This is a genomic window from Aquincola tertiaricarbonis, from assembly GCF_023573145.1.
Lineage (GTDB): Bacteria > Pseudomonadota > Gammaproteobacteria > Burkholderiales > Burkholderiaceae_C > Aquincola > Aquincola tertiaricarbonis_B.
Window position 1 is genome coordinate 56,854 of record NZ_CP097635.1, and the last position, 20,201, is coordinate 77,054.

Annotated in this window: 21 protein-coding genes; 10 read left to right on the forward strand and 11 right to left on the reverse strand. The window is 71.1% G+C overall.

Annotated features, from left to right (window positions below; translation table 11 throughout):
- The first annotated feature begins 4 nt into the window (after positions 1-4).
- A complete protein-coding gene (locus MW290_RS00295; protein WP_250195366.1) occupies positions 5-1,237 on the forward strand; it encodes a M20 aminoacylase family protein in 1,233 nt (410 codons plus the stop codon).
- Between the two features lie 2 nt (positions 1,238-1,239).
- Here MW290_RS00295 and MW290_RS00300 read toward each other — a convergent pair whose 3' ends face one another.
- The 5 genes from MW290_RS00300 to MW290_RS00320 are packed head-to-tail and all read right to left on the reverse strand — an operon-like array spanning position 1,240 to position 4,977.
- Positions 1,240-1,806, reverse strand: a complete 567-nt coding sequence (locus MW290_RS00300; protein ID WP_250195367.1) for a DUF4286 family protein — start codon at positions 1,804-1,806, stop codon at positions 1,240-1,242.
- On the reverse strand, positions 1,799-2,320 hold the full coding sequence (locus MW290_RS00305; RefSeq protein WP_375142773.1) for a carboxymuconolactone decarboxylase family protein: 522 nt from the start codon (positions 2,318-2,320) through the stop codon (positions 1,799-1,801). The genes MW290_RS00300 and MW290_RS00305 overlap by 8 nt, the downstream gene beginning before the upstream one ends.
- Before the next feature lie 2 nt (positions 2,321-2,322).
- Positions 2,323-3,297: a Bug family tripartite tricarboxylate transporter substrate binding protein gene (locus tag MW290_RS00310; protein ID WP_375142774.1), complete on the reverse strand. Its 975-nt coding sequence runs from the start codon at positions 3,295-3,297 to the stop codon at positions 2,323-2,325.
- 25 nt (positions 3,298-3,322) lie between these two features.
- Entirely contained in the window at positions 3,323-4,123 is an 801-nt protein-coding gene (locus MW290_RS00315; RefSeq protein WP_250195369.1) for an SDR family NAD(P)-dependent oxidoreductase, read from the reverse strand.
- Entirely contained in the window at positions 4,120-4,977 is an 858-nt protein-coding gene (locus MW290_RS00320; RefSeq protein ID WP_250195370.1) for an amidohydrolase family protein, read from the reverse strand. Before MW290_RS00320 ends, MW290_RS00315 begins: the two co-directional genes overlap by 4 nt.
- A 71-nt stretch (positions 4,978-5,048) precedes the next feature.
- Here MW290_RS00320 and MW290_RS00325 point away from each other — a divergent pair, with 71 nt between their 5' ends.
- Genes MW290_RS00325 through MW290_RS00335 form a run of 3 tightly spaced genes read left to right on the forward strand, consistent with a single transcriptional unit; the run spans position 5,049 to position 7,578 of the window.
- Positions 5,049-5,954 carry a LysR family transcriptional regulator gene (locus MW290_RS00325; RefSeq protein ID WP_250195371.1) on the forward strand — a complete coding sequence of 302 codons (906 nt, stop codon included), beginning with the start codon at positions 5,049-5,051 and terminating at the stop codon, positions 5,952-5,954.
- A gap of 47 nt (positions 5,955-6,001) precedes the next feature.
- Entirely contained in the window at positions 6,002-6,337 is a 336-nt protein-coding gene (locus MW290_RS00330) for an XRE family transcriptional regulator (protein WP_250195372.1), read from the forward strand.
- A gap of 5 nt (positions 6,338-6,342) precedes the next feature.
- Complete coding sequence (locus MW290_RS00335) at positions 6,343-7,578, forward strand: type II toxin-antitoxin system HipA family toxin (protein ID WP_250195373.1); 1,236 nt, start codon at positions 6,343-6,345, stop codon at positions 7,576-7,578.
- A gap of 27 nt (positions 7,579-7,605) precedes the next feature.
- Here the strand turns inward: MW290_RS00335 and MW290_RS00340 are convergent, their stop codons facing one another.
- Complete coding sequence (locus tag MW290_RS00340) at positions 7,606-8,595, reverse strand: spore germination YkwD domain-containing protein (RefSeq protein WP_250195374.1); 990 nt, start codon at positions 8,593-8,595, stop codon at positions 7,606-7,608.
- A 129-nt stretch (positions 8,596-8,724) separates the two neighbouring features.
- On the opposite strand from MW290_RS00340, the gene MW290_RS00345 reads away from it, so the two are divergent.
- Positions 8,725-10,362 carry an MFS transporter gene (locus MW290_RS00345; protein WP_310740082.1) on the forward strand — a complete coding sequence of 546 codons (1,638 nt, stop codon included), beginning with the start codon at positions 8,725-8,727 and terminating at the stop codon, positions 10,360-10,362.
- A gap of 4 nt (positions 10,363-10,366) precedes the next feature.
- Here MW290_RS00345 and MW290_RS00350 read toward each other — a convergent pair whose 3' ends face one another.
- A complete protein-coding gene (locus MW290_RS00350) occupies positions 10,367-11,263 on the reverse strand; it encodes a dioxygenase family protein (RefSeq protein ID WP_250195375.1) in 897 nt (298 codons plus the stop codon).
- A gap of 123 nt (positions 11,264-11,386) precedes the next feature.
- Here MW290_RS00350 and MW290_RS00355 point away from each other — a divergent pair, with 123 nt between their 5' ends.
- The 5 genes from MW290_RS00355 to MW290_RS00375 all read left to right on the forward strand — a co-directional run bounded on the left by MW290_RS00355 (position 11,387) and on the right by MW290_RS00375 (position 16,333).
- The gene (locus MW290_RS00355; protein WP_250195376.1) at positions 11,387-12,289 is read left to right on the forward strand and encodes a LysR substrate-binding domain-containing protein; all 903 of its coding nucleotides are present in this window, start codon (positions 11,387-11,389) and stop codon (positions 12,287-12,289) included.
- Positions 12,290-12,373: 84 nt separating this feature from the next.
- Positions 12,374-13,174 carry a citryl-CoA lyase gene (locus tag MW290_RS00360; RefSeq protein WP_250195377.1) on the forward strand — a complete coding sequence of 267 codons (801 nt, stop codon included), beginning with the start codon at positions 12,374-12,376 and terminating at the stop codon, positions 13,172-13,174.
- Between the two features lie 45 nt (positions 13,175-13,219).
- On the forward strand, positions 13,220-14,212 hold the full coding sequence (locus MW290_RS00365; RefSeq protein WP_250195378.1) for a Bug family tripartite tricarboxylate transporter substrate binding protein: 993 nt from the start codon (positions 13,220-13,222) through the stop codon (positions 14,210-14,212).
- Positions 14,212-15,165: a Bug family tripartite tricarboxylate transporter substrate binding protein gene (locus tag MW290_RS00370; protein WP_250195379.1), complete on the forward strand. Its 954-nt coding sequence runs from the start codon at positions 14,212-14,214 to the stop codon at positions 15,163-15,165. Before MW290_RS00365 ends, MW290_RS00370 begins: the two co-directional genes overlap by 1 nt.
- Positions 15,166-15,181: 16 nt before the next feature.
- Positions 15,182-16,333: a CaiB/BaiF CoA transferase family protein gene (locus MW290_RS00375; protein ID WP_250195380.1), complete on the forward strand. Its 1,152-nt coding sequence runs from the start codon at positions 15,182-15,184 to the stop codon at positions 16,331-16,333.
- Positions 16,334-16,342: 9 nt separating this feature from the next.
- Here the strand turns inward: MW290_RS00375 and MW290_RS00380 are convergent, their stop codons facing one another.
- Genes MW290_RS00380 through MW290_RS00395 form a run of 4 tightly spaced genes read right to left on the reverse strand, consistent with a single transcriptional unit; the run spans position 16,343 to position 20,092 of the window.
- Complete coding sequence (locus tag MW290_RS00380; protein ID WP_250195381.1) at positions 16,343-17,341, reverse strand: Bug family tripartite tricarboxylate transporter substrate binding protein; 999 nt, start codon at positions 17,339-17,341, stop codon at positions 16,343-16,345.
- A 33-nt stretch (positions 17,342-17,374) separates the two neighbouring features.
- On the reverse strand, positions 17,375-18,271 hold the full coding sequence (locus tag MW290_RS00385; protein WP_250195382.1) for an isocitrate lyase/PEP mutase family protein: 897 nt from the start codon (positions 18,269-18,271) through the stop codon (positions 17,375-17,377).
- Entirely contained in the window at positions 18,264-18,806 is a 543-nt protein-coding gene (locus tag MW290_RS00390) for a 3-isopropylmalate dehydratase small subunit (RefSeq protein ID WP_250195383.1), read from the reverse strand. Before MW290_RS00390 ends, MW290_RS00385 begins: the two co-directional genes overlap by 8 nt.
- The gene (locus MW290_RS00395) at positions 18,803-20,092 is read right to left on the reverse strand and encodes a 3-isopropylmalate dehydratase large subunit (protein WP_250195384.1); all 1,290 of its coding nucleotides are present in this window, start codon (positions 20,090-20,092) and stop codon (positions 18,803-18,805) included. Before MW290_RS00395 ends, MW290_RS00390 begins: the two co-directional genes overlap by 4 nt.
- Positions 20,093-20,201: the final 109 nt, after the last annotated feature.

Here is a 20,201-nt window from a genome sequence, read left to right on the forward strand (position 1 = left end):
TGCCATGACCGAGACCGTGCAAGCCGACACCGGCGTGATCGACGCCATCCGCGAAGAGGTACCCGCCATCCGGGCGCTGCGCCGCGACATCCATGCCCACCCCGAGCTGGCCTTCCAGGAGACCCGCACCTCCAACCTGGTGGCCGAGAAGCTGGCCGCCTGGGGCATCACGGTGCACCGCGGCCTGGGCCAGACCGGCCTGGTGGGCGTGCTGCACGGCAGCCGCGGGCCTGGCCAGCGCGCCATCGGCCTGCGCGCCGACATGGACGCGCTGCCCATGCCCGAATACAACCGCTTCGCGCATGTGTCGCTCAACCCGGGGCGCATGCACGGCTGCGGCCACGACGGCCACACAGCCATGCTGCTGGCCGCGGCCCAGTACCTGGCCGCGCACCGCGACTTCGAGGGCACGGTCAACTTCATCTTCCAGCCGGCCGAAGAAGGCGGCAATGCCGGCGCGCGGGCGATGATGGCCGACGGCCTGTTCGAGCGCTTCCCGTGCGACGAGGTCTACGGCGTGCACAACATGCCCGGCGCGCCGGCGGGCAGCTTCTCGTTCCGCAAGGGGCCGATGATGGCGTCGAGCAACCGCTTCGACATCGTCATCCGCGGCACCGGCGGCCATGCGGCCATGCCGCAGAAGTGCGTCGACCCCATCGTCATCGCGGCCGAGATGGTGGGCATGCTGCAGACGGTGATCTCGCGCACCAAGTCGCCGATCGACACCGCGGTGCTCACCGTGACGCAGATGCATGCAGGCGATGCCTACAACGTGATTCCCGACGAGGCGGTGCTCAAGGGCACGGTGCGCACCTTCAGCATCGAGGTGCTGGACCTGATCGAAGACCAGATGCGGCGCATCGCCGAGACGCTGCCGCAGGCCTACGGCGCCAGCGGCGAGCTGAAGTTCGTGCGCGCCTACCCGCCGCTGGTGAACTGGCCGGCGCCCACCGACTTCGCGGCCGAGGTGGCCACGCAGGCCTTTGGCGCCGACAAGGTGCTGCGCGAGGCGCCCCCGGTGGCCGGCGCCGAGGACTTCTCGTTCTTCCTGGAAAAGATCCCGGGCACCTACTGCTTCATCGGCAACGGCGACGGCGAGCATCGCGAGGCCACCTACCACGGCATGGGCCCCTGCGAGCTGCACAACCCCAGCTACGACTTCAACGATGCGCTGCTGCCCATCGGCGCCACCTACTGGGTCAAGCTGGTGCAGGCCTTCTTCGGCCGCGCGGCCTGAGTTCAGCCGCCCGTCAGCGCCACTTGTCTATACATGGTGCGGTGCGTGTTGCGAAAGTGCGGCCGCACCTGGCTGCTCCAGTCGGTGGCGCGCACCGCCAGCCAGGGCGGGCTGCCGAAGGCTTCGCGCCGCGCCAGGTCGTAGCAGGCGTGGTAGCGCGGTGAGGCGCCAGGCGCCAGCCAGCGGCTGGCGCGCACCGTGCCGGGCACCGCGGCCAGGCCGGGGGCATGCTCGGTCTCGTACCAGGCGTTGAAGTCGGCCTCATGCTCGGCCAGCACGTCGGTGGCCACCACGTAATGCCAGGGCGCGGGCTGGCCGGCGGCTTCGCCTTCGCGCTGCCACAGCGGCTGCAAGGGCTGCCACACGGTCGCGGCGGGCAGCAGGAGGCGCAGCGCGGCTTCATCCGCGCCGGCAGGGGCATACAGGCGGGCATCGTCGCCTTCCACCGCGCGGTACAGCGCGCTGGCGCCGGCCGCGTGCAAGGCCGGCAGGTCCAGCGCGGCGGCCAGGCCTTCGGCGGGCCAGCGGAACCAGCCCAGCAACAAAGGCTCTCGCAACGGCTCAGCCATGCTCGATCCTCAGCGCCACCAGCAGGCGCGACACCATGTTGTAGGCCGCCACGGTGGCCACCAGCTCCAGCAGGCCCTGGGCGTCCCATTCGGCCTGCAGTTCGGTCATCAGCGCGTCGGGCACCTCGATGTCGCGGGTCATCGCATCGGTGAGCTGCAGCACGCGCCGCTCGCGGTCGGTGAACACCGCGGCCAGGGGCGTTTCGCGCACGGCTTCGATGGTCACGTCGGGCACGCCGGCGCGCTGCGCATGCGGCACATGGGCATGGAACTCGAAGCTGGCACGGTTGAGCACCGCCACCCGCAAGATGATCAGCTCCCGCAGGTCGGCCGGCACGCCGGTCTGGTTGCGCACCGCGGTCAGCATGCGTTCCCAGCCGGCGGCGATCGGCGGGCTGTTCAGCAGCGCCTGGTACAGCAGCGAGATGCGGCCGCGCTCGGCCAGGATGCGGGCCTCGGTGTCGGCCAGCGCGGGCCGCGTGCCGGGTTCCACCAGCGGGATGCGGGGCGCCATCGTCATTCCACCTTGATCTTCTTGTCGCGGATCAGCTTGGCCCACTTGGCGGTGTCGGCCTTCAGCAGCGCGGCCAGTTCCTGCGGCGTGGAGGGCGCGGGTTCGGCACCGGTGGACAGCAGCCGCTCATGCAGGCCAGGGTCGCTGAGTGCCTTGCGCACGGCCTTGTTCAGCGCGTCGATGGTGGCCGGCGGCGTCTTGGCAGGCACGAAGAGGGCATACCAGTTGTTGGTGTCCACGCCCGGCAGGCCTTGCTCGGCCAGCGTGGGCACGTCGGGCAGCGCCGGGTGGCGCCTGGTGGCGGCCACGCCCAGCGGCTTGAGCTTGCCGCCCTTCACATGGCCGATGAGCCCCGGGATGTCGCCGAAGAAGCCGGCCACCTGCCCGCCCATCACGTCGGTGATGGCCGGCGCCGCGCCGCGGTAGGGCACATGGGTGATGGGCGCGCCGCCGGCGTCCACCAGCTGCTCGATGGCCAGGTGCGGGATGCTGCCGATGCCCGAGCTGCCCATCGCGATGGGTGGCTTGGCCTTGCGGGCATTGGCCACGAACTCGGCCGCGGTGCGCGCCGGATCGGCCGGGTTCACCACCAGCAGCTCCACGTTGTTGGCCACCAGCGAGACGGGCGCGAAGTCGCGCTGCATGTCGTAAGGCAGCTTCTCGTACAGCGAAGGATTGACCGCCGCCGCGCCCACGCTGGTGATCCAGATCGTGCTGCCATCGGCGGGCGCGCGCATCACCTCGCTGGCGCCGATGGCGCCGTTGGCACCGCCCTTGTTGTCGACGATGACGGTCTGGTTGAGTTCCTTGCCCAGCTGCTCGCCCAGCGCGCGGGCCACGAAGTCGACCGGCCCGCCGGGCGGGAACGAGACGACGATGCGGGTGCTCTTGCCGCCCTGGGCCAGGGCCGGCCCGCTGGCGGCCAGCATCAGGCTGCCGGCCAGCACGGCCAGGGCCGCGCGTCGGTGAAAGGTCATGGGTGTCTCCTGTGGAATGTGGGTCTCAGTCGCAGCGGGCGGTCATGCCGCCATCCACCACGATCTCGGTGCCGGTGATGAACCGGGCTTCTTCGCTGGCCAGGAACAGCACCGCCGAGGCGGTGTCCCAGCCGTCGCCCATGAAGCCCAGCGGAATGCGTTTCTGCCTTTGCGCCAGCAAGGCCTGCACGTCGCCGCCGGCCCGCTGGCCGGCCAGGCGGGCTTCCACCATCGGCGTGTGCAGCTGGCCGGGCACCACGGTGTTCACCCGCACCCCGTCAGGCGCATGCTGTACCGCCACCACGCGGCCCAGCTGGATGACGCCGGCCTTGCTGGCGGCATAGGCCACCTGGGCGGCGCCCGTCCACCGCAGGCCGGAGGTGGAGGCCACGTTGACGATGGCGCCGCTGCGCTGCGCCACCATGGTGGGCAGCACTTCCTTGCAGGTGAGGAAGACGCTCTTCAGGTTGAGGTCGATCTGCGAATCCCAGACCTCCTCGCTCATCTCCACCGGGCCACCCTTGGCCGAGCCGCCCACGTTGTTCACCAGCACGTCGATGCGGCCGAAGGCCTGCAGGCAGGCGGCCACCATCGCGGCCACGCTGGCGCGGTCGGTCACGTCGGTGGCCCAGGGGCGGATCTGCGCGCGCAGCGAGCCGGCGCGGTCCAGCGTCTCGTCCAGCCGCTGGATGTCGCGGTCCACCGCCAGCACCTGGGCGCCTTCTTCGGCCAGCCGCACGGCCACCGCGCGGCCGTTGCCCCAGCCGGGGCCCACGCAGCCGGCGCCGGTGACGATGGCGACCTGGCCTTCGAATCGCTTCGTCATGGGTTCACCTGCTGAGCTTGTTCATCGAAGCGGTACAGCCGCTGCGGGTTGTCCACCAGCAGCCGCTGGCGGGCATCGGCCGTGGGTGCGATGCGGTCGATCAAAGCCACCAGCGCCTCTTCCACCGGCAGCGGACCGGCATGGTTGGGGTGCGGCCAGTCGTTGCCCCACAGCACCCGGTCGCCATGGGCCTGCACCAGGGCCTGGGCGAAAGGCAGCGCATCGTCGTAGGGCGGGCCCTGGCGGGTGATGCGGTCGCAGCCGCTCACCTTCACCCAGAAGCGCTCGTCGTCCATCAGCCGCTGCAGCGCCACGAAGGCCGGCTGCTGCAGTCCGGCCGCTGCGTCCACGCGGCCGATGTGGTCGATGACCACCGGCACCGGGCTGCGGCGCAGCGCCGGGCCCAGGTCGGTGAGCAGCGCCGGATCGCCATGGATCTGCAGGTGCCAGCCCAGCGGCGCCAGCCGACCGGCCAGCGCCAGCACCTGGTCGATGGGCGTGCCACCACCCAGGTGGGCCATGTAGTTGAAGCGCACCCCGCGAAAGCCCGCCGCGTCCAGCCGGCGCAGCTCGGCATCCGGCACATCGGTGGGCAGCAGGGCGATGCCACGGTAGCTGTGCGGGCGTGCGGCCACCGCATCTTCGGTGGCACGGTTGTCGAAGCCGTGGCAGGCGCTTTGCACCACCACGCAACGCTGCAGGCCCAGACGGTCGTTCAGCGCGAACAAGGCCTCCTTGGGTGCATCGGCCGCCGGCTGGAAGGCGCCAGCGGCATACGGAAAGCGATCGGGCGGTCCGAACACATGGCAGTGCGCATTGCAGGCGCCGGCCGGCAGCGGTGGGGTACTTCTCATGCAGCCGATTCTGCGCAGCGGCAGGGCAGAGCGTAACGGCATGGTGCCTATAGCAGCTATGCTGAAGCGCTATGGATCTGAAACAGCTGTCCTACTTCGTGGCGGTGGCCGATGCGGGCAGCTTCAGCCGTGCGGCGGTGGCGCTGAACCTGGCCCAGCCCACGCTCAGCCGGCAGATCGGCCTGCTGGAAACCGAGCTGGGCCAGCGCCTGCTGGACCGCACCGGCCGCGGCGCCATGCCCACCGAGGCTGGCGACGCCCTGCTGGTGCATGCACGCCAGATGCTGGACAGCGCCGATCGCGCCCGCGAGGCCCTGCGCGAGCTGGCCGCCAGCCCCGGCGGCCGCATCACCGTGGGCCTGCCGCCGCGGGTGGCGGCGAGCCTCAGCGCCGAGCTGGTGACGCGCTTTCGCGAACGCTTTCCGCGCGCGGTGATCACCGTGTCCGAAGGGCTGAGCCAGCACCTGCGCGAATGGCTGATCGCCGGCCGGCTGGACCTGGCGCTGCTGTTCGACCCACCACCTTCACCGCTGCTGAGCTGCGAGCCGCTGCTGCGCGAGCCACTGTTGCTGGTGGCCCCGGCCCAGGGCCCGCGGCTGCCGGCGCGGCTGCGCTTTTCTGCGCTCGCCGACTGGCCGCTGGTGCTGCCGGCCGCGCCCAATGCCATCCGCAGCCTGGTGGACGCGGTGGCGCGGCCGCGCCGCATCGGGCTGCAGGTGGTGGCCGAGGTGGGCTCGGTGCAGACGGTGGTGCAGCTGGTGCGCCAGGGCGTGGGCTGCACCGTGCTGCCCGAAAGCGCCCTGCCCCCGCCCGGCCACGGGCCGGCGCTGCAGCGCGCCGCCATCGTGGCGCCGGCCATCCGCAACAACCTGGTGCTGGCCTGGCCCAAGGCCCGCCCCGCCACCCGCCTGATGCGCGAGACGGCCGCATTGCTGAAGGCGCTGGACTTCAGCCGACTGGGCAGCCCGTCGGTCTGAAACGCACATAGATGTTCGTAAAGAGCGCTCTGTACTAACATGTATGCATGCCCAAGCGCCCTACCGCCCTGGACGAAATGCCCGCCGCTGCGCTGGCGCCACTGCGCCGCCTGGGTGAAGACCTGGCCATCGCCCGCAAGCGCCGCAAGGAGCCGCGGCGCCTGTGGGCGCAGCGCATCGGCGTGTCCGAGCCCACCTTGATGCGCATGGAGCGCGGCGACCCCAGCGTGGCCATGGGCGTGTACGCCACGGCCTTATGGCTGATGGGCCGCGCCGCCGCGCTGGGCGAAGTGGCCGCGCCCCAGCATGACCAGGCGGCGCTGGAAGAGGCGGTGCGCAGCGCACAGGCTCGAGCGGTGCGGCGGCGGGCGCCTGCGCCATGACGGACATGGACGCCCCCGCCTACCAGCCCGGCGACACGCTGGGCCTGTGGTGGCTGGCCGACCCCACGGCGCCACGGCTGATTGGCGAACTGCGCCAGCTGCGTGGTCAGAACGGCGTGTCGCTGCGCTATGCGGCGGCGTGGCTGGCCAGCGGCATCGCGCTGAGCGAAGACCTGCCGCTGAGCGACCGGGAATATTTGCCCAACGAGAAGGAGACGGCCGTCGGCGCGGTGGATGACGCCCGCCCTGACCGCTGGGGTGAACGGGTGATCCGGGTGCTCGACAAGCCGCCGCGGCTGGCGCTGCTGGACTACCTGTTCTTCGCGGGCGACGAGCGCTTCGGCGCGCTGGGTGTTTCCACCTCGCTGCAGGCTTACCTGCCCCGCACCAAGGGCCCCCTGCCCTGGCTGAACGAGGCGGAAGACATCGCCCGGCTGGTGCAACGGGTACTGGCCGGCGAGCCGGTGCCGCCGCCACAACGCCGCCTGATCGACCCTGGCACCACGCTGGGCGGCGCCCGGCCCAAGGCCCTGGTGACGCTGGGCGGCGAGCCCTGGGTGCTGAAGTTCAACGAGCCCGGCGAGGCCCTCGACATGCCTCTGGTGGAACACGCCACCATGACGCTGGCAGCGCAGGCCGGCATCCGTGTGGCGCCCACGCGGGCGGTGCCCTTGCACCAGGGCCATGCGGTGGCGGTGCGGCGCTTCGATCGCGAGGCCGGCCTGCGCCGCCATGCGCTCTCGGCCAACGTGGCACTGAAGGCCGCGGGTGAAGCACTGGGCTACCCCGAACTGGCCCAGCTGCTGCGCCGCCGCGGCACGGTCGGCGAGAGCGGCTTCCGGGCCCAGATGCATGAGCTGTTTCGGCGCATGGTGTTCAACATCCTGATGGACAACACCGACGACCACGAGAAGAACCACGCGCTGCTGCACGAAGCCGATGGCACGCTGAGCCTGTCGCCCGCCTTCGACGTGCTGCCCTCGGCACAGTCGCTAGGCTGGCAGCAGCTGCGCGTGGGCCTGCAGGGCCACGATGCGACGCTGGACAACGCAATGTCGGAATGCCGGCAGTTCGGGCTGCCCCCGGACCAGGCCCGCGAGCAGGTGCGCCAGGTGGTGGCCGTGGTCAACGGCTGGCAGGCGCACTTCAGGCAGGCGGGCGTGCAGCCCCGTGACCTCGAAGCGCTGGCCGCCGCCATCGACCGGCCGGCGCTGCTGCAGCAGCGCAGCGCGTGGCGCTGAGGCATGGCGCAGCGCCCGCGCCAGGGCCTACAGCCGCCCCGTACTGAACACGAAGTCCCGCGAAAACGGCACGCCATCCACCGTGCCCTGCACCTGCGCCTGGTAGCTGGCACCCTGGGCCAGTGGCTCGCGCGGGATGACGAAGGCCTGGTGGGTGCCCAGCAGGGCTTGCGCGTCGTCGCTGGCGTGGTACAGCAGCACCGGCACCGCGCGGCCCTGGCCGCTGGTGAGCGTGGCGGCGCTGAGCCGGATGCGCTGGCCCGCGGGGGCGCGCAGGTAGATCGGGTGGCCGGTGCCCGGGCCGGCGATGAAGCCCAGGCCGCTGAAGGGCTCGGGGCTCTCGCCGTACATGTAAGGCTGCAGGCCGGCGCTGCCGGAGCAGGGGTAGGTGAGCAGCACGCCGGGCTCCACCGGCTGGCGGCCCAGCGGCGTGCCGGTTTCCCAGGCCAGGACGGCCTGGCGGTAGGCCTGCGGCGCCGCATCGGCAAAGGCCACGGCCGCGCCCACCTCGGTGTTGCCGTCCAGCATGCCGGCCATGTGATAGACCGTGGCCATCATCGCCCGCACCAGCGCTTCGCCGGCCGGTGCGCTGCCGCCCAGCGGGGCAAAGCTCAGGAACTCGCCCAACCGGGCGTAGGCGTAACCGGCGGCCTGGGCGCGGTCGGCCGCGGTGGCCCCCTTGAAGCCGCTGCGCGCCGGGTCTTCGGTGTGGGTGGCGGGCAGGCCTTCGTTGAAACGCAGTTTCAGGTAGTCGGCATGCCAGCCGGCGGCGGTGTCCAGCTGGGCCTGGCGCTGCACCTGGCCGAAGCCGCAGCGCTCACGCTCCTGGTTGACGGTGGCCAGGGCCAGCGCGGCGGCCTCGGCCGCGTCGCCGGTGGACACTGCACCGCCCACCGCGCCGCCGACCGAACCACTGCCCGTGCCCGAGGCGCCGTTGCCCGTGCCGGTCGCCGCCTCCGACTCACCCCCACCGCCGCCGCACGCGGCCAGCATCACGGCCAGGGCCACACCCGTCACTGAAAGCCTGCTTCTCATGCACGCTCATATCGGCCGCCGCGCCCGCCGCTGAAACCGCGCCGCCGCAGGGCCCACGCAGTTCCCACATCGGAGGCGCCGCCGGCGCGGGCTAAAGTCGGCGGCCTGCCGATGTCCATCGAACCACTGTCGCCCTCCTCCCCGCCCGAGCCGCCTTCGGCTCCGCCCCGCACCGGCACCCTGGCGCCACTGGCCCGGCCGGTCTTCCGCATGCTGTGGCTGGCCACGGTCACCGCCAACGTGTGCATGTGGATGAACGACGTGGCGGCCGCGTGGCTGATGACGCAGCTCACGCCCAACCCGGTGTGGGTGGCGCTGGTGCAGACGGCGGCCACGCTCCCCGTCTTCTTGCTGGGCATTCCCAGCGGCGCGATGGCCGACATCGTGGACCGGCGGCACTGGTTCATGTTCACCCAGCTGTGGGTGGCCGTCACCGCGGTGCTGCTGAGCGTGCTGGCGTTTTCGGGCGCGCTCAATGCGCCGCTGCTGCTGGTGCTGGTGTTTGCCAACGGCATCGGGCTGGCGATGCGCTGGCCGGTGTTCGCGGCCATCGTGCCCGAGCTGGTGCCGCGCAGCGAGCTCACCGCGGCGCTGGCGCTCAATGCCATCGCGATGAATGCCTCGCGCATCGCCGGGCCCATCCTGGCCGGTGCCATCCTCACCGGTCTGGGCAGCGCCTGGGTGTTCGGGCTCAATGCCGCGCTGTCGCTGGGCGCAGCGGCCATCATCTGGCAGTGGAAGAACACACCGCGCGCCAGCGCGCTGCCCGGCGAGCGCTTCGTGGGTGCCATGCGGGTGGGCGTGCAGTACGTGCGCCAGTCGCCGGGCATGCGGGTGGTGCTGCTGCGCATCTTCGTCTTCTTCCTGCACAGCACCGCGCTGCTGGCGCTGATGCCGCTGGTGGCGCAGGGCCTGTCGCACGGCGGCGCCGGCATCTTCACGCTGCTGCTGGCCTGCATGGGCGCGGGCGCGGTGGCCACCGCGCTGATGCTGCCGCGCATCCGCGAGCGCTTCAGCCGCGACGACCTGGTGCAGTACGGCAGCTTGCTCAATGCGCTGGGCACGCTGGTGGTGGCGCTGTCACCCAGCCTGTGGATCACCGCGCCGGCCATGGTGCTGGCGGGCGCCGGCTGGATCTCGGTGGCCAACTCGCTCACGCTGTCGGCCCAGCTGGCGCTGCCCGACTGGGTGCGGGCCCGCGGCATGTCCATCTACCAGACGGCGCTGATGGCCGGCAGCGCCGGCGGCGCCGCGCTGTGGGGCCAGGTCGCGGGCATCACCAGCCTGCGCACCAGCCTGCTGGCCGCCGCGGCCACCGGCCTGCTGATGCTGGTGCTGCTGCGCAAGCAGCGCGTGCAGCACCTGGGCGAGGCCGACCTGACGCCACAGCGCGACGTGCTCAAGAGCCCCACCGCCGCCCCGGACGTCGACCCGCAGGCCGGCCCGGTGATGGTGACGGTGGAGTACGACGTCGACCCGCAGGACGAGGCGGCCTTTGCCGAGCTGATGCGCGAAAGCCGCCGCAGCCGGCTGCAGCAGGGCGCCATCTCCTGGGGCGTGTTCCGCGACCATGCCAACCCGCGGCACTGGATGGAGTACTACGTCGACGAGAACTGGACCGAGCACCTGCGCCGCTTCGACCGCATCACCGCGGTGGAGCTGGCGCTGCGCGACCGGCGGCTGGGTTTCCACCGCGGCGACGGGCCGCCGAAGGTGTCGCGGTATGTGGGGCAGACGGTGGAGCGGTAGACCGTCAGGCGCCAGCCGCCGTCGCCAGCCGGAAGTCGTAGTGCGCCGACCAGTAGGGCTTGCGCATCGGCCGGCCATCCACCGCGGTGCCGGGTTCATGCCGCTCGAAGGGCACGACGAGGCTGTCGCGCACGCCGAAGACGACATCGGTCTCGATGTACGGGCTGTCGGCCACGAAGAGGTGCGTGGTCACCGGCACATGGCCGTCGGCCGACACCATCATGTGGATGTGGCCGGGCCGGTTGGGGTCGCGCCCCATGCGCTCGATCATCCGGCCCACCGGGCCGTCCATCGGAATCGGGTAGTAGCTGGGGCGGATGGACCAGAACCAGAAGCGGCCCTGCGCGTCGGTGCGGAAGCGGCCGCGGGCCCGCATGGTGGTGTTGTCGGCCATCTGCATGTCGTAATTGCCTTCGCCATCGCCCGACCACACGTCCAGCAGCGCGCCGGGCAGCGGGCGGCCTTCGGTGTCGGTCACGCGGCCGGTGTACAGCGCCGGCTCGCCGGGCACGCCTTCGCCGATGTCGAAGCCCAGCGGCCGGTCGGGCGCGCCTTCCCAGTAGTAGGGGCCCTGCACCGTGGCCTCGGTGGCCGGCGTGGCACCCGCGGCGCGGCCGCCGGCGCGGGCCTGCGCCAGCGCCACCACCAGCATGGACACGCCCAGCGTGTCCGACAGCAGGATGAACTCCTGGCGCTTGTCGGTGCACTGCTGGCCGGTGGCGGTGAGGAACTGGATGGCCTGCATCCATTCGTCGCCGGTCAGGTCCACATCGCGCACGAAGTCGTGCAGGTGGGTGACCAGTGAACTCATCACCTGCTTGAAGCGGGCATCGGTGCAGCCTTGCAGGCGGCTCAGCACCTCGTCGGTCAGGCTGTGGACGGCATCGGCGGCATCGGCCATGGGGGTCTCCTTGATTGGCCCTCTGAGGGGCGTGCCGCACCATAACCATCGAGCCCGCGACACGGAAGTGAAGATTTTCGATAAATTGCATTCACTGCATCGATTGCCGAGGCCCGCCACGCCATGGAACTGCGACACCTGCGCTACTTCACCGCGCTGGCCGAATGCCTCAACTTCACCCGCGCAGCCGAGCGTGTGCACGTCACGCAGTCCACGCTGTCGCACCAGATCCGGCAGCTGGAAGACGAGCTGGGCCACGAGCTGTTCGACCGCGTCGGCCGCCGCGTGCTGCTGACCGAAGCAGGCGAAACCTTCCTGGGCTATGCCTCCAAGGCGCTGCGCGAGGTGGACCAGGGCCTGGGCGAGCTCAAGCGCTCGGCCGGCGCGCTGTCGGGCGAGGTGCGCATCGGCGCCACGCACACCTTCAACCTGGGCTTCGTGCCCGAATGCCTGGCCGCCTTCATGGCGCGCCACCCAACGGTCAAGATCAGCGTCGACGAGCTGGCGGCCGACGCCATCGCACAGCGGCTGCTGGACGGCGCGCTGGACGTGGGCATCGCCTACCAGCCCAGCGAACCCGGCCTGCTGTGGTTCGAGCCGCTGTACCACGAGGAGATGGTGCTGGTGGTGGGCGCCGCCCATGCACTGGCCGGCCGCCGCCGCGTGCGCATGGTGGAGCTGCACAAGCAGCCGCTGGTGATGCTGCCGCGGGTGTTCACCACCCGGGTGATGCTGGACGCCTGCCTGGCCAGCTGCGGCGCCGAGCCGCTGGTGGCCGCCGAGATGAACACCATCGCGCCGATGATCGACCTGGTGGCGCGCACCGGGCTGGCGGCCATCGTGTCGCGCCAGGCAGTGCCGGCGCGTGCCGACATCCGCACCGTGCCGCTGGAAAGCCCGACGCCGATGCGCACGCCCGGCCTGCTGTGGAAGCGTGAAGCGCGGCAGAGCGCGGCGGTGAAGAGCTTTGCCCGTGAGATCCGCAAGGCCGCGCTGGGCCGCAGCCTGCAACCATCGACGCCATAGATCAAGCGCATCGAAATTCTTCACTTCCTGCGCGTTCAGTCAATCCTTACCGTTCGGCCCCAGTCGCAACGGCAAAGGACCGGCATGAAGATCGGCAAGGAGACGGTGCCACGCAGCGCCATCTGCACCTCGGACGAACACAGCATCACGGTGCGCGGCATGGACCTGTGCAGCGAGCTGATCGGCCGCATCTCGTTCACCGACTATTTCCACCTGCTGGTCACCGGCCGCCGCGCCACGCCGGCCGCCACCGCGGTGCTGGACGCCACGCTGGTGGCCATCGCCGAGCATGGCCTGGTGCCCAGCGTGCAGGCCAGCCGCATGACGCTGGCTGCCGCGCCCGATGCGCTGCAGGGCGCGGTGGCCGCCGGCATCCTGGGCTGCGGCTCGGTGATCCTGGGCGCCTCCGAGACTGCCGGTCGCCTGTTCGACGAGATCGACCAGCGTGCCGCCGGCGCGCGCGGCGCGGCGCTGGACGAAGTGGCGCTGGCGGTGGTGGCCGAGTACCGGGCCGCCGGCCGCCAGATTCCCGGCTACGGGCACCCGCTGCACAAGGCTCGCGACCCACGGGTGGATGCGTTGTTCCGCGTGGCGCAGGCGGCCGGCGCCGACCTGCGCTTCGTGCACATCGCCGAGGCGGTGGAACGTGTGCTGCCGCAGGCCGTGGGCAAGGCGCTCAAGCTCAATGTGTCGGCCGCCATTCCGGCGGTGCTGCTGGGCATCGGCTTTCCGCTGCAGGCACTCAAGGGCGTGCCCATCCTGGCGCGCACCGCGGGGCTCATCGCCCACCTGAACGAGGAGCTGGAACGCTCCATCGGTTTTGCCTTGTCCTACCAGGCCACGCGGGAGCTGCAGTACGACGGCCCTGCCCGCGCCACCGACTGAAGCGGCCGCCGAGCCGCAAGACCCATAACACCACCGGAGACACCCATGAGCAGTACCCGCCGGCGCGTCATCGCGTCCGCCCTTGGCCTGGCCGCTTCAGGCCTGGCCGCCCTGCCGCCCCAGGCCGCGGCGCAGACCGGCGCCGCCGACTGGCCTGCCCGCCCGCTGAAGATCGTGGTGGGCTTTGCGGCCGGCACGCCACCGGACGTGTTCGCGCGCATCTATGGCGAATACGCGGCCCGCAAGCTGGGCGTGCCGGTGATCGTGGACAACAAGCCGGGCTCGGCCGGCAACCTGGCCAGCGACGCGGTGGCCAAGTCGCCGGCCGATGGCTACACGGTGCTCTACAACGTCTCCACCGCCTTCACCATCAACCCGTTCATCTACGGCAAGCTGCCCTTCGATGCCGACAAGGACCTGGTGCCGGTGGCGCCCACCATGCGCCAGGGCCTGGTGCTGATCGCCAGCCCCAAGCTGGAAGCAGCGTCGCTGAAAGACGTGCTGGCCCAGGCCCGCAGCAAGCCCGACCAGCTGTCGCACGCCTCCTACGGCGCGGGCAGTCCTTCGCACCTGATCATGGAATGGTTGAAGGACGAGAACAAGGTGGCCATGCTGCACGTGCCCTACCGGGCCACGCCGATCAACGAACTGATCGGCGGCCAGGTGGACATGGTGCTGGAGCCGATGGCCACCGCCTATCCGCTGATCAGCAGCGGCAAGGTCAAGGCGCTGGCGTACTCCGATGCGCAGCGCCATCCGGCCATGCCCAACGTGCCTACCTTCGCCGAGACCACGCCCGGCCTGTCGATGATGTCGTGGCACGGCATCTGGGCGCCCGCGGCCACGCCGGCGCCGGTGCTGGACAAGCTGTATGCGGTGCTGCACGCCGCCAGCCTGGACACCGACGTGCAGCGCCGCATCAAGGAGCTGAACTGCGAGCCGCTGTCGCTGGACCGCGCCGAGATGGCCCAGTGGGTCCGGCGCGATGCCGGCATCTACAGCCGCATCGTCAAGGCCAGGAACATCCGGGTGGACTGATGCAGCGCCGCCTCGTTCTCTCGCTGGCGCTGGCCGCCGCCGCCCTGCCCGCCCGGGCGCAGGACACCGCCCCGGCACTGCGCCTGGTGGTGCCCTTTGCCACCGGCACCACCACCGACAACGTGGCCCGCATCGTGGGCACCGCCATGGCCGCCACGCTGCGCCAGCAGGTGCTGGTGGACAACCGGCCCGGCGCCGGCGGCACCACCGCCACCGAGCAGGTGGCGCGCGCCCAGCCCGACGGCCAGACGCTGGTCATGGGCACGGTGGGCACCCACGCCATCAATGCCACGCTGTTTCGCACGCTGCGCTACGACCCGCGCCAGCAGTTCGTGCCGGTGGCCTTTGCCGGCTACACGCCGCTGCTGCTGGTGGTGCCTGCCCAGTCGCCTGCCAAGTCTCCGGCCGACCTGGCCACGCTGGCCCGCCGGGCCGAAGGCGCCACGTTTGCCTCGGCCGGCAACGGCACCTCGGGCCACCTGGCGGGCGAGCTGATGAACGAGCTGGGCGGGCGCATGATCCACGTGCCCTACAAGGATGGCTCGCAGGCGCTGACCGATCTGATGGCCGGCAACGTTGACTTCATGTTCTACCACCCGTCCGCGGTGATGCCGCACGTGCGCAGCGGCAAGCTGCGGGTGCTGGGCATCACCAGCGCCAGCCGCAGCGCGCAGGCGCCCGAGGTGCCCACGCTGGCCGAGCAAGGTCTGCCCGGCGTGGACCTGGTGGCCTGGTTCATGGTGTATGCGCCGGCCGGCGTGCCGGCCGCCACGTTGGAGCGGCTGCGCAGCGCGGGCGATGCCGCGCTGGCCCAGCCCGAGGTGCGCACCCGGCTGGCCGCGCAAGGCGTGGAACTGCGACCGCTGCAGGGCGAGGCGCTGGCCCGCTTCACGGGCAGCGAGATCACGAAATGGGCCGCGCTGGTCAAGCGCTCGGGCGCGCAGGTCGATTGAAGGAAGGGCGACTGACATGTCCAAGGTTCTCGAAGGCATCACCGTGCTGGAGCAAGGCACCTTCATCACCGGCCCGGCGGCCGGCATGCTGCTGGCCGACCTGGGGGCGCGGGTGATCAAGATCGAACAGCCCGGCACCGGCGACCCGTTCCGGGCCTTCCGCGGCGGGCTGTACAGCCCGCACTTCCAGACCTACAACCGCAACAAGCAGAGCATCACGCTCAACACCAAGCTGCCGGAGGATGCAGCGGCCTTCGACGAGCTGGTGCGCGGCGCCGACGTCTACATCCAGAACTTCCGGCCCGGCGCCGCCGAACGCCTGGGCGCCGGCTGGGAGCGGCTGCACGGCCTCAACCCCAGGCTGGTGTACTGCGCCATCAGCGGCTTCGGCCAGGACGGCCCGGCCGCCGGGCGGCCGGCCTACGACACCGTGGCCCAGGCCGCCAGCGGCTACCTCAACCTGCTGATCAACCCGGCCAACCCGCGCGTGGTGGGCCCGGCGCTGGCCGATGCGATGACCGGCTTCTACGCCGCCTACGGCGTGATGGGCGCCCTGATCGAACGCGGCCGCACCGGCGTGGGCAAGCGGGTGGAGGTGTCGATGCTGGAAGCCATGTGCCATTTCAACCTCGATGCCTTCACCCACTACTTCTCCGAAGGCGAGGTGATGGGCCCGTTCAGCCGGCCCAGCGTGTCGCAGTCGTATGTGCTGGCCTGTGCCGATGGCAAGTGGCTGGCGCTGCACATGTCGTCGCCCGAGAAGTTCTGGCAGGGCCTGGCCGACGCGATCGAGCGGCCCGACATCTTCAAGGACCCGCGCTTTGCCACGCGCGAAGGCCGCATCGCCCACCAGGAACAGCTGATCGGGCTGCTGGGTGAACGCTTCAAGACCCGCAGCCGCAGCGACTGGTGCGAGCGGCTGCAGGCCCGCGACGTGCCGCATGCGCCGATGTACGACACCAGCGAAGCTCTGGACGACCCGCAGGCCCTGCACCTGCAGCTGGCCATCGAGGCCGCCCATCCGACGATGGGCACCTGGCGCACCGTGCGATCGCCCGTCAGCTTCGACGGCGAACGTGCCTTGACGGTGACGCCCCCACCCGCGCTGGGCCAGGACGACGAGGCGGTGCTGGGGCCGATCCGCCAGCGGCTGCGGGAGAGAGGCTGAGGCGCAGCGTCAGTCCAGCTGCAGCCCCAGGTCCTTGGCGGCCTTGGACAGCACCGTCACCTCGCGCTGCAGCACCTCGTTGAAGGCCGCGGGCGTGTTGCCCGTCATCGGCGACACGCCGCCGATGTCGTTCAGCCGCTTGCGGAACTCGGGCTCGGTGACGATCTGCGCCACCTTCTGGTTGATCAGCTGCACCGCGGCGGTGGGTGTCTTGGCGGGGGCCACCAGGCCGAACCAGACGTCGAAGTCGACGCCGCCCGGCGAGCCCTGTTCGGTCAGCGTGGGCACGTCGGGCCACAGCTCGGAGCGGGTGGCGCGCAGCTGGCCCAGCGCCTTGAGCTTGCCGGCCTGGATGAAGCTGCGCGCATCGGCGGTGCCCAGCAGGCCCCACTTCACCTCGCCCGTCATCAGCGCCTGGGCCAGCGGTGCGCCGCCCTTGTAGGGCACGTGGGTGTAATGGCCGCTGGCCTGCGCATTCAGCATCTCGGAAGCCAGGTGCGACAGCCCGCCGGCGCCGGCCGAGCCATAAGGCAGCCCGCCCTTGCCCGCCGCCTTGCCCGCGGCCACCAGGTCGCCCACGGTCTTGAACGGTGAATCCGGCGGCACCACCAGCACCAGCGGCGCCAGCGACACCCGCGCCACCGGCACGAAGTCGGCCGCGGTGAAGCCGGCCTTGCTGAAGGTCACCGGGTTGATGGAGAGCATGCCGGTCAGGCTCATCGCCAGCGTGTGGCCATCGGCGGGGCTTTGCAGCAGCGTGACCATGCCCAGGTTGCCGCTGGCGCCGGGCCGGTTCTCCACCACCACCGTCTGCTTGAGTTCTTCCTGCAGCCGCGGTGCCAGCAACCGGGCCGCCACGTCGGTGGCGCCACCCGGCGGGTACGGCACGATGATGCGGATGGGCTTGCTGGGGAAGGCCGGCTGGGCCAGCAACGCGCCGGGCGCGGCGGCCAGCAGTGCGGCGCCGGCCAGGCCAGCCGCAAGCGCACGGCGACGGGGGTGATGCATGAGAGTCTCCTTGTTCGAGTGGTGAAGCCGGGCTCAGCCCACGGTGGTGGCCTCATAGGCGGCCTGGCGCTGTTCCAGCCGCTCCCAGCCGATGGTCTGCTTGAAGGCCGCCATGCTGCTGCGGCCGCAGGGCAGCTCACCCATCGGTTCACCGCGGCGGGCCGCCAGCGCGGCCAGGTTGGCCTGCATCGCATGCACGATGGTGAGCAGCGAGACGATGGGATAGGTGGCGAAGGCCGCCACCGCTTCGATCTGCGAACGCTGCAGCTGGGCCATCCAGGTGCCTTCCATCAGCTGCAGCGACAGCGGCCGGCCGCAGGCCTCGCGCAGGCGCACCAGGTCTTCGTAACGGCTGAAAGTGCGTGAGATGGGCTGGATGAGGTCGGCGCCCGCTTCCGCCAGCCGCGACGCGCGGTCGATGGCTTCCTGCGGGTCGGCCACGTCGGTGCGGGCGACGATCAGCAGGTCGGGGTCCTGCCGCGCATCCACCGCGGCATGGATGCGCGCCAGCGCCTCGTGCAGCGGCACCACCAGCGACTGCGCTGCGGCCGCCGGGCAGCGCTTGGGGCTCACCTGGTCTTCGATGGACAACGCGGCCACCCCGGCCTTCTCGAAGGCGCGCACGGTGCGGCCCATGTTCAGCACGTTGCCGTAGCCGGTGTCGGCATCGGCAAAGATGGGCTTGCGCACCACGGCGGCCATGTGGTCCACCACCTGCACGTTTTCGCTCAGCGTGTACAGCTCCATGTCGGGCTGGCCCAGCAACGAGGCTGCGATGCCGAAGCCGGTGGAGAACACGCCGTCGAAGTCGGACTGGTCCACCAGCAGGGCCGACAGCGCGTCCTGCGCGCCGGCGAACCAGAAGGTGGGGCCGCTCTGCACACGGCGGCGCAGCTGCTGGCGGGTCATGGTGGGGCGGGCGTCAGTCATGTGGGGCTCCGGGGGTGGCAGGCGCGCGGGCGAGCCGCGCCTTGAGGTAGGGAATGAGGCCGCCGGCCTCCAGCGTGCCGCGCTCGGAGGCGCCCAGCGGCTCGATGGGCAGCGCGCGGCCCTGGGTGGGCAGGTGCACCTGCTGCGCGGACCAGTCGACCTCGATCAGGTCGCCACGCCGGGCCGCACCCAGGATGCCGGGGCAGGTGACCAGCGGAAAGCCCATGCTGATCTCGCCGCGGAAGAAGCCGGGCGAAAACGATTCGGCCACCACGCCGGCAACGCCCAGGTGGCGCATCGCCCGCATCGCCGGGTAATGCGGGTGGCCATAGCCGAAGTTGCGGCCGCCCACCAGCAGGTCGCCGCGCTGCACCGTGGCCGCGAAGCCCGGCGCCTGGTCGGCCAGTACCAGGCCGGCCAGCTCCTGCAGGTCGGTGATCTTGATGTTGCGCACGCCGACGATGAGGTCGATGTCGTAGTCGTCCTCCTCGAACACCCAGGCCACGCGGCCGCGCAGGTTGTTGAGCCGGGTCATGCCACCGCCTCCAGGTAAGGCCGTGGGTCGGCGATGCAGCCTTCCAGCGCGCTGGCGGCCACCACGGCGGCGTTGCACAGGTAGATCTCGCTGTCCACGCTGCCCATGCGCCCGGGCGTGTTCAGCGTGCCGGTGGACACCGCGCGCTGGCCGTCGGCCATGGTGGCGATGCGGCCGTAGCAGTAGTCGCAGGTGGGTGAGCTGATGAAGGCGCCCGCCTCCACCAGCGTCTCGATCAGCCCTTCGCGCGCGGCCTGCGCCATGATGGCTTGCGAGGTGGGCACCACATGCAGCTGGAAGCCCGGCTGGATCTGCCGGCCGCGCAGCACCTGGGCCGCGATGCGCAGGTCTTCCAGCCGGCCGCTGGCGCAGGAGCCCAGGTAGCCCGCATGCACGGCCAGGCCGACGTGCTCCGACAGGTCGCGGGTGTTGGCCGGGCTGGGCGGCACCACCACGATGGGCTGCAGCGCCGACACGTCCACCGTGACCACCCGTTCGTACACCGCGTCTTCGTCGGGCTGCACCGCCGGCACGTCCAGGCAGGCGCGGCCCTGCAGCCACTCGCGGGTGCGTGCATCGGGCGCCACCAGCATGGTGGTGGCGCCGAGGAACATCGCCTGGCCGCACAGCGTCTGTCGGCCTTCCACGCTCATCGCATCGATCACCGGGCCGGCCAGTTCCACCGCCTTGAAGGCGCAGGACGAAGGGCCCATCACCCGCACCATGTGGTGGAACACGTCGCGCGCCATCACCCCCGGCTGCAGCGCGCCGGTGAGCACGACCTTGACCGTGGGCGGCACACGCAGCGCGATGGTCTCGGACACGTAGGCTTCCAGCACGCCCTTGCGCGCCCCGAAGGCATAGGCCCCGAAGGCGCCCAGCTGGCTCACGTGGCCATCGAAGTGCACCAGGAAGGCGCCGGGTGTCGCGTAGCCCAGCTCGGCCGACACCTGGTGGCCGATGCCCTTGCGCTCGTGCACCGGCACGCCCTGCGCCGCGCCCCAGGCCCGGGTGCCGCGGTGCAGTTCCTCCTCCTTAGGGGAGGCGGCCGGCACCATGTGGTCGATGAACAGCACATAGCGTTCGGGCGAGCTCACCTTCTCGACGCCGAACTCTTCCCGCGCCTCCTTGAAGAACACGTCGGTGTAGCCGGGAAAGTCGTAGCTGATGACGACGTCGGGCCGGGCCTCGATCTCGTCACCCGGGCGGACCGAGTCACGCCCGCTGCAGCGAGCAAGGATCTTCTCGGTCATGGTCTGCGGCACGCGCTTGGAAGAGGTTGTCACCTTGTGGAAACTCGTCTGGTGGAGGCTGTGCGACCATTCAAGGCGACAACCCCGCTTTTCACGGCCGGGGCGAACCCCAGGTTCTGCCGCATCGTGGGAACGTTTTCAA

Coding starts and splice junctions, on each gene's coding strand:
- MW290_RS00295 (WP_250195366.1), top strand. CDS start 5: ATGACCGAGACCGTGCAAGCCGACACCGGCGTGATCGACGCCATCCGC.
- MW290_RS00300 (WP_250195367.1), bottom strand. CDS start 1,806: ATGGCTGAGCCGTTGCGAGAGCCTTTGTTGCTGGGCTGGTTCCGCTGG.
- MW290_RS00305 (WP_375142773.1), bottom strand. CDS start 2,320: ATGGCGCCCCGCATCCCGCTGGTGGAACCCGGCACGCGGCCCGCGCTG.
- MW290_RS00310 (WP_375142774.1), bottom strand. CDS start 3,297: ATGACCTTTCACCGACGCGCGGCCCTGGCCGTGCTGGCCGGCAGCCTG.
- MW290_RS00315 (WP_250195369.1), bottom strand. CDS start 4,123: ATGACGAAGCGATTCGAAGGCCAGGTCGCCATCGTCACCGGCGCCGGC.
- MW290_RS00320 (WP_250195370.1), bottom strand. CDS start 4,977: ATGAGAAGTACCCCACCGCTGCCGGCCGGCGCCTGCAATGCGCACTGC.
- MW290_RS00325 (WP_250195371.1), top strand. CDS start 5,049: ATGGATCTGAAACAGCTGTCCTACTTCGTGGCGGTGGCCGATGCGGGC.
- MW290_RS00330 (WP_250195372.1), top strand. CDS start 6,002: ATGCCCAAGCGCCCTACCGCCCTGGACGAAATGCCCGCCGCTGCGCTG.
- MW290_RS00335 (WP_250195373.1), top strand. CDS start 6,343: ATGGACGCCCCCGCCTACCAGCCCGGCGACACGCTGGGCCTGTGGTGG.
- MW290_RS00345 (WP_310740082.1), top strand. CDS start 8,725: ATGTCCATCGAACCACTGTCGCCCTCCTCCCCGCCCGAGCCGCCTTCG.
- MW290_RS00350 (WP_250195375.1), bottom strand. CDS start 11,263: ATGGCCGATGCCGCCGATGCCGTCCACAGCCTGACCGACGAGGTGCTG.
- MW290_RS00355 (WP_250195376.1), top strand. CDS start 11,387: ATGGAACTGCGACACCTGCGCTACTTCACCGCGCTGGCCGAATGCCTC.
- MW290_RS00360 (WP_250195377.1), top strand. CDS start 12,374: ATGAAGATCGGCAAGGAGACGGTGCCACGCAGCGCCATCTGCACCTCG.
- MW290_RS00365 (WP_250195378.1), top strand. CDS start 13,220: ATGAGCAGTACCCGCCGGCGCGTCATCGCGTCCGCCCTTGGCCTGGCC.
- MW290_RS00370 (WP_250195379.1), top strand. CDS start 14,212: ATGCAGCGCCGCCTCGTTCTCTCGCTGGCGCTGGCCGCCGCCGCCCTG.
- MW290_RS00375 (WP_250195380.1), top strand. CDS start 15,182: ATGTCCAAGGTTCTCGAAGGCATCACCGTGCTGGAGCAAGGCACCTTC.
- MW290_RS00380 (WP_250195381.1), bottom strand. CDS start 17,341: ATGCATCACCCCCGTCGCCGTGCGCTTGCGGCTGGCCTGGCCGGCGCC.
- MW290_RS00385 (WP_250195382.1), bottom strand. CDS start 18,271: ATGACTGACGCCCGCCCCACCATGACCCGCCAGCAGCTGCGCCGCCGT.
- MW290_RS00390 (WP_250195383.1), bottom strand. CDS start 18,806: ATGACCCGGCTCAACAACCTGCGCGGCCGCGTGGCCTGGGTGTTCGAG.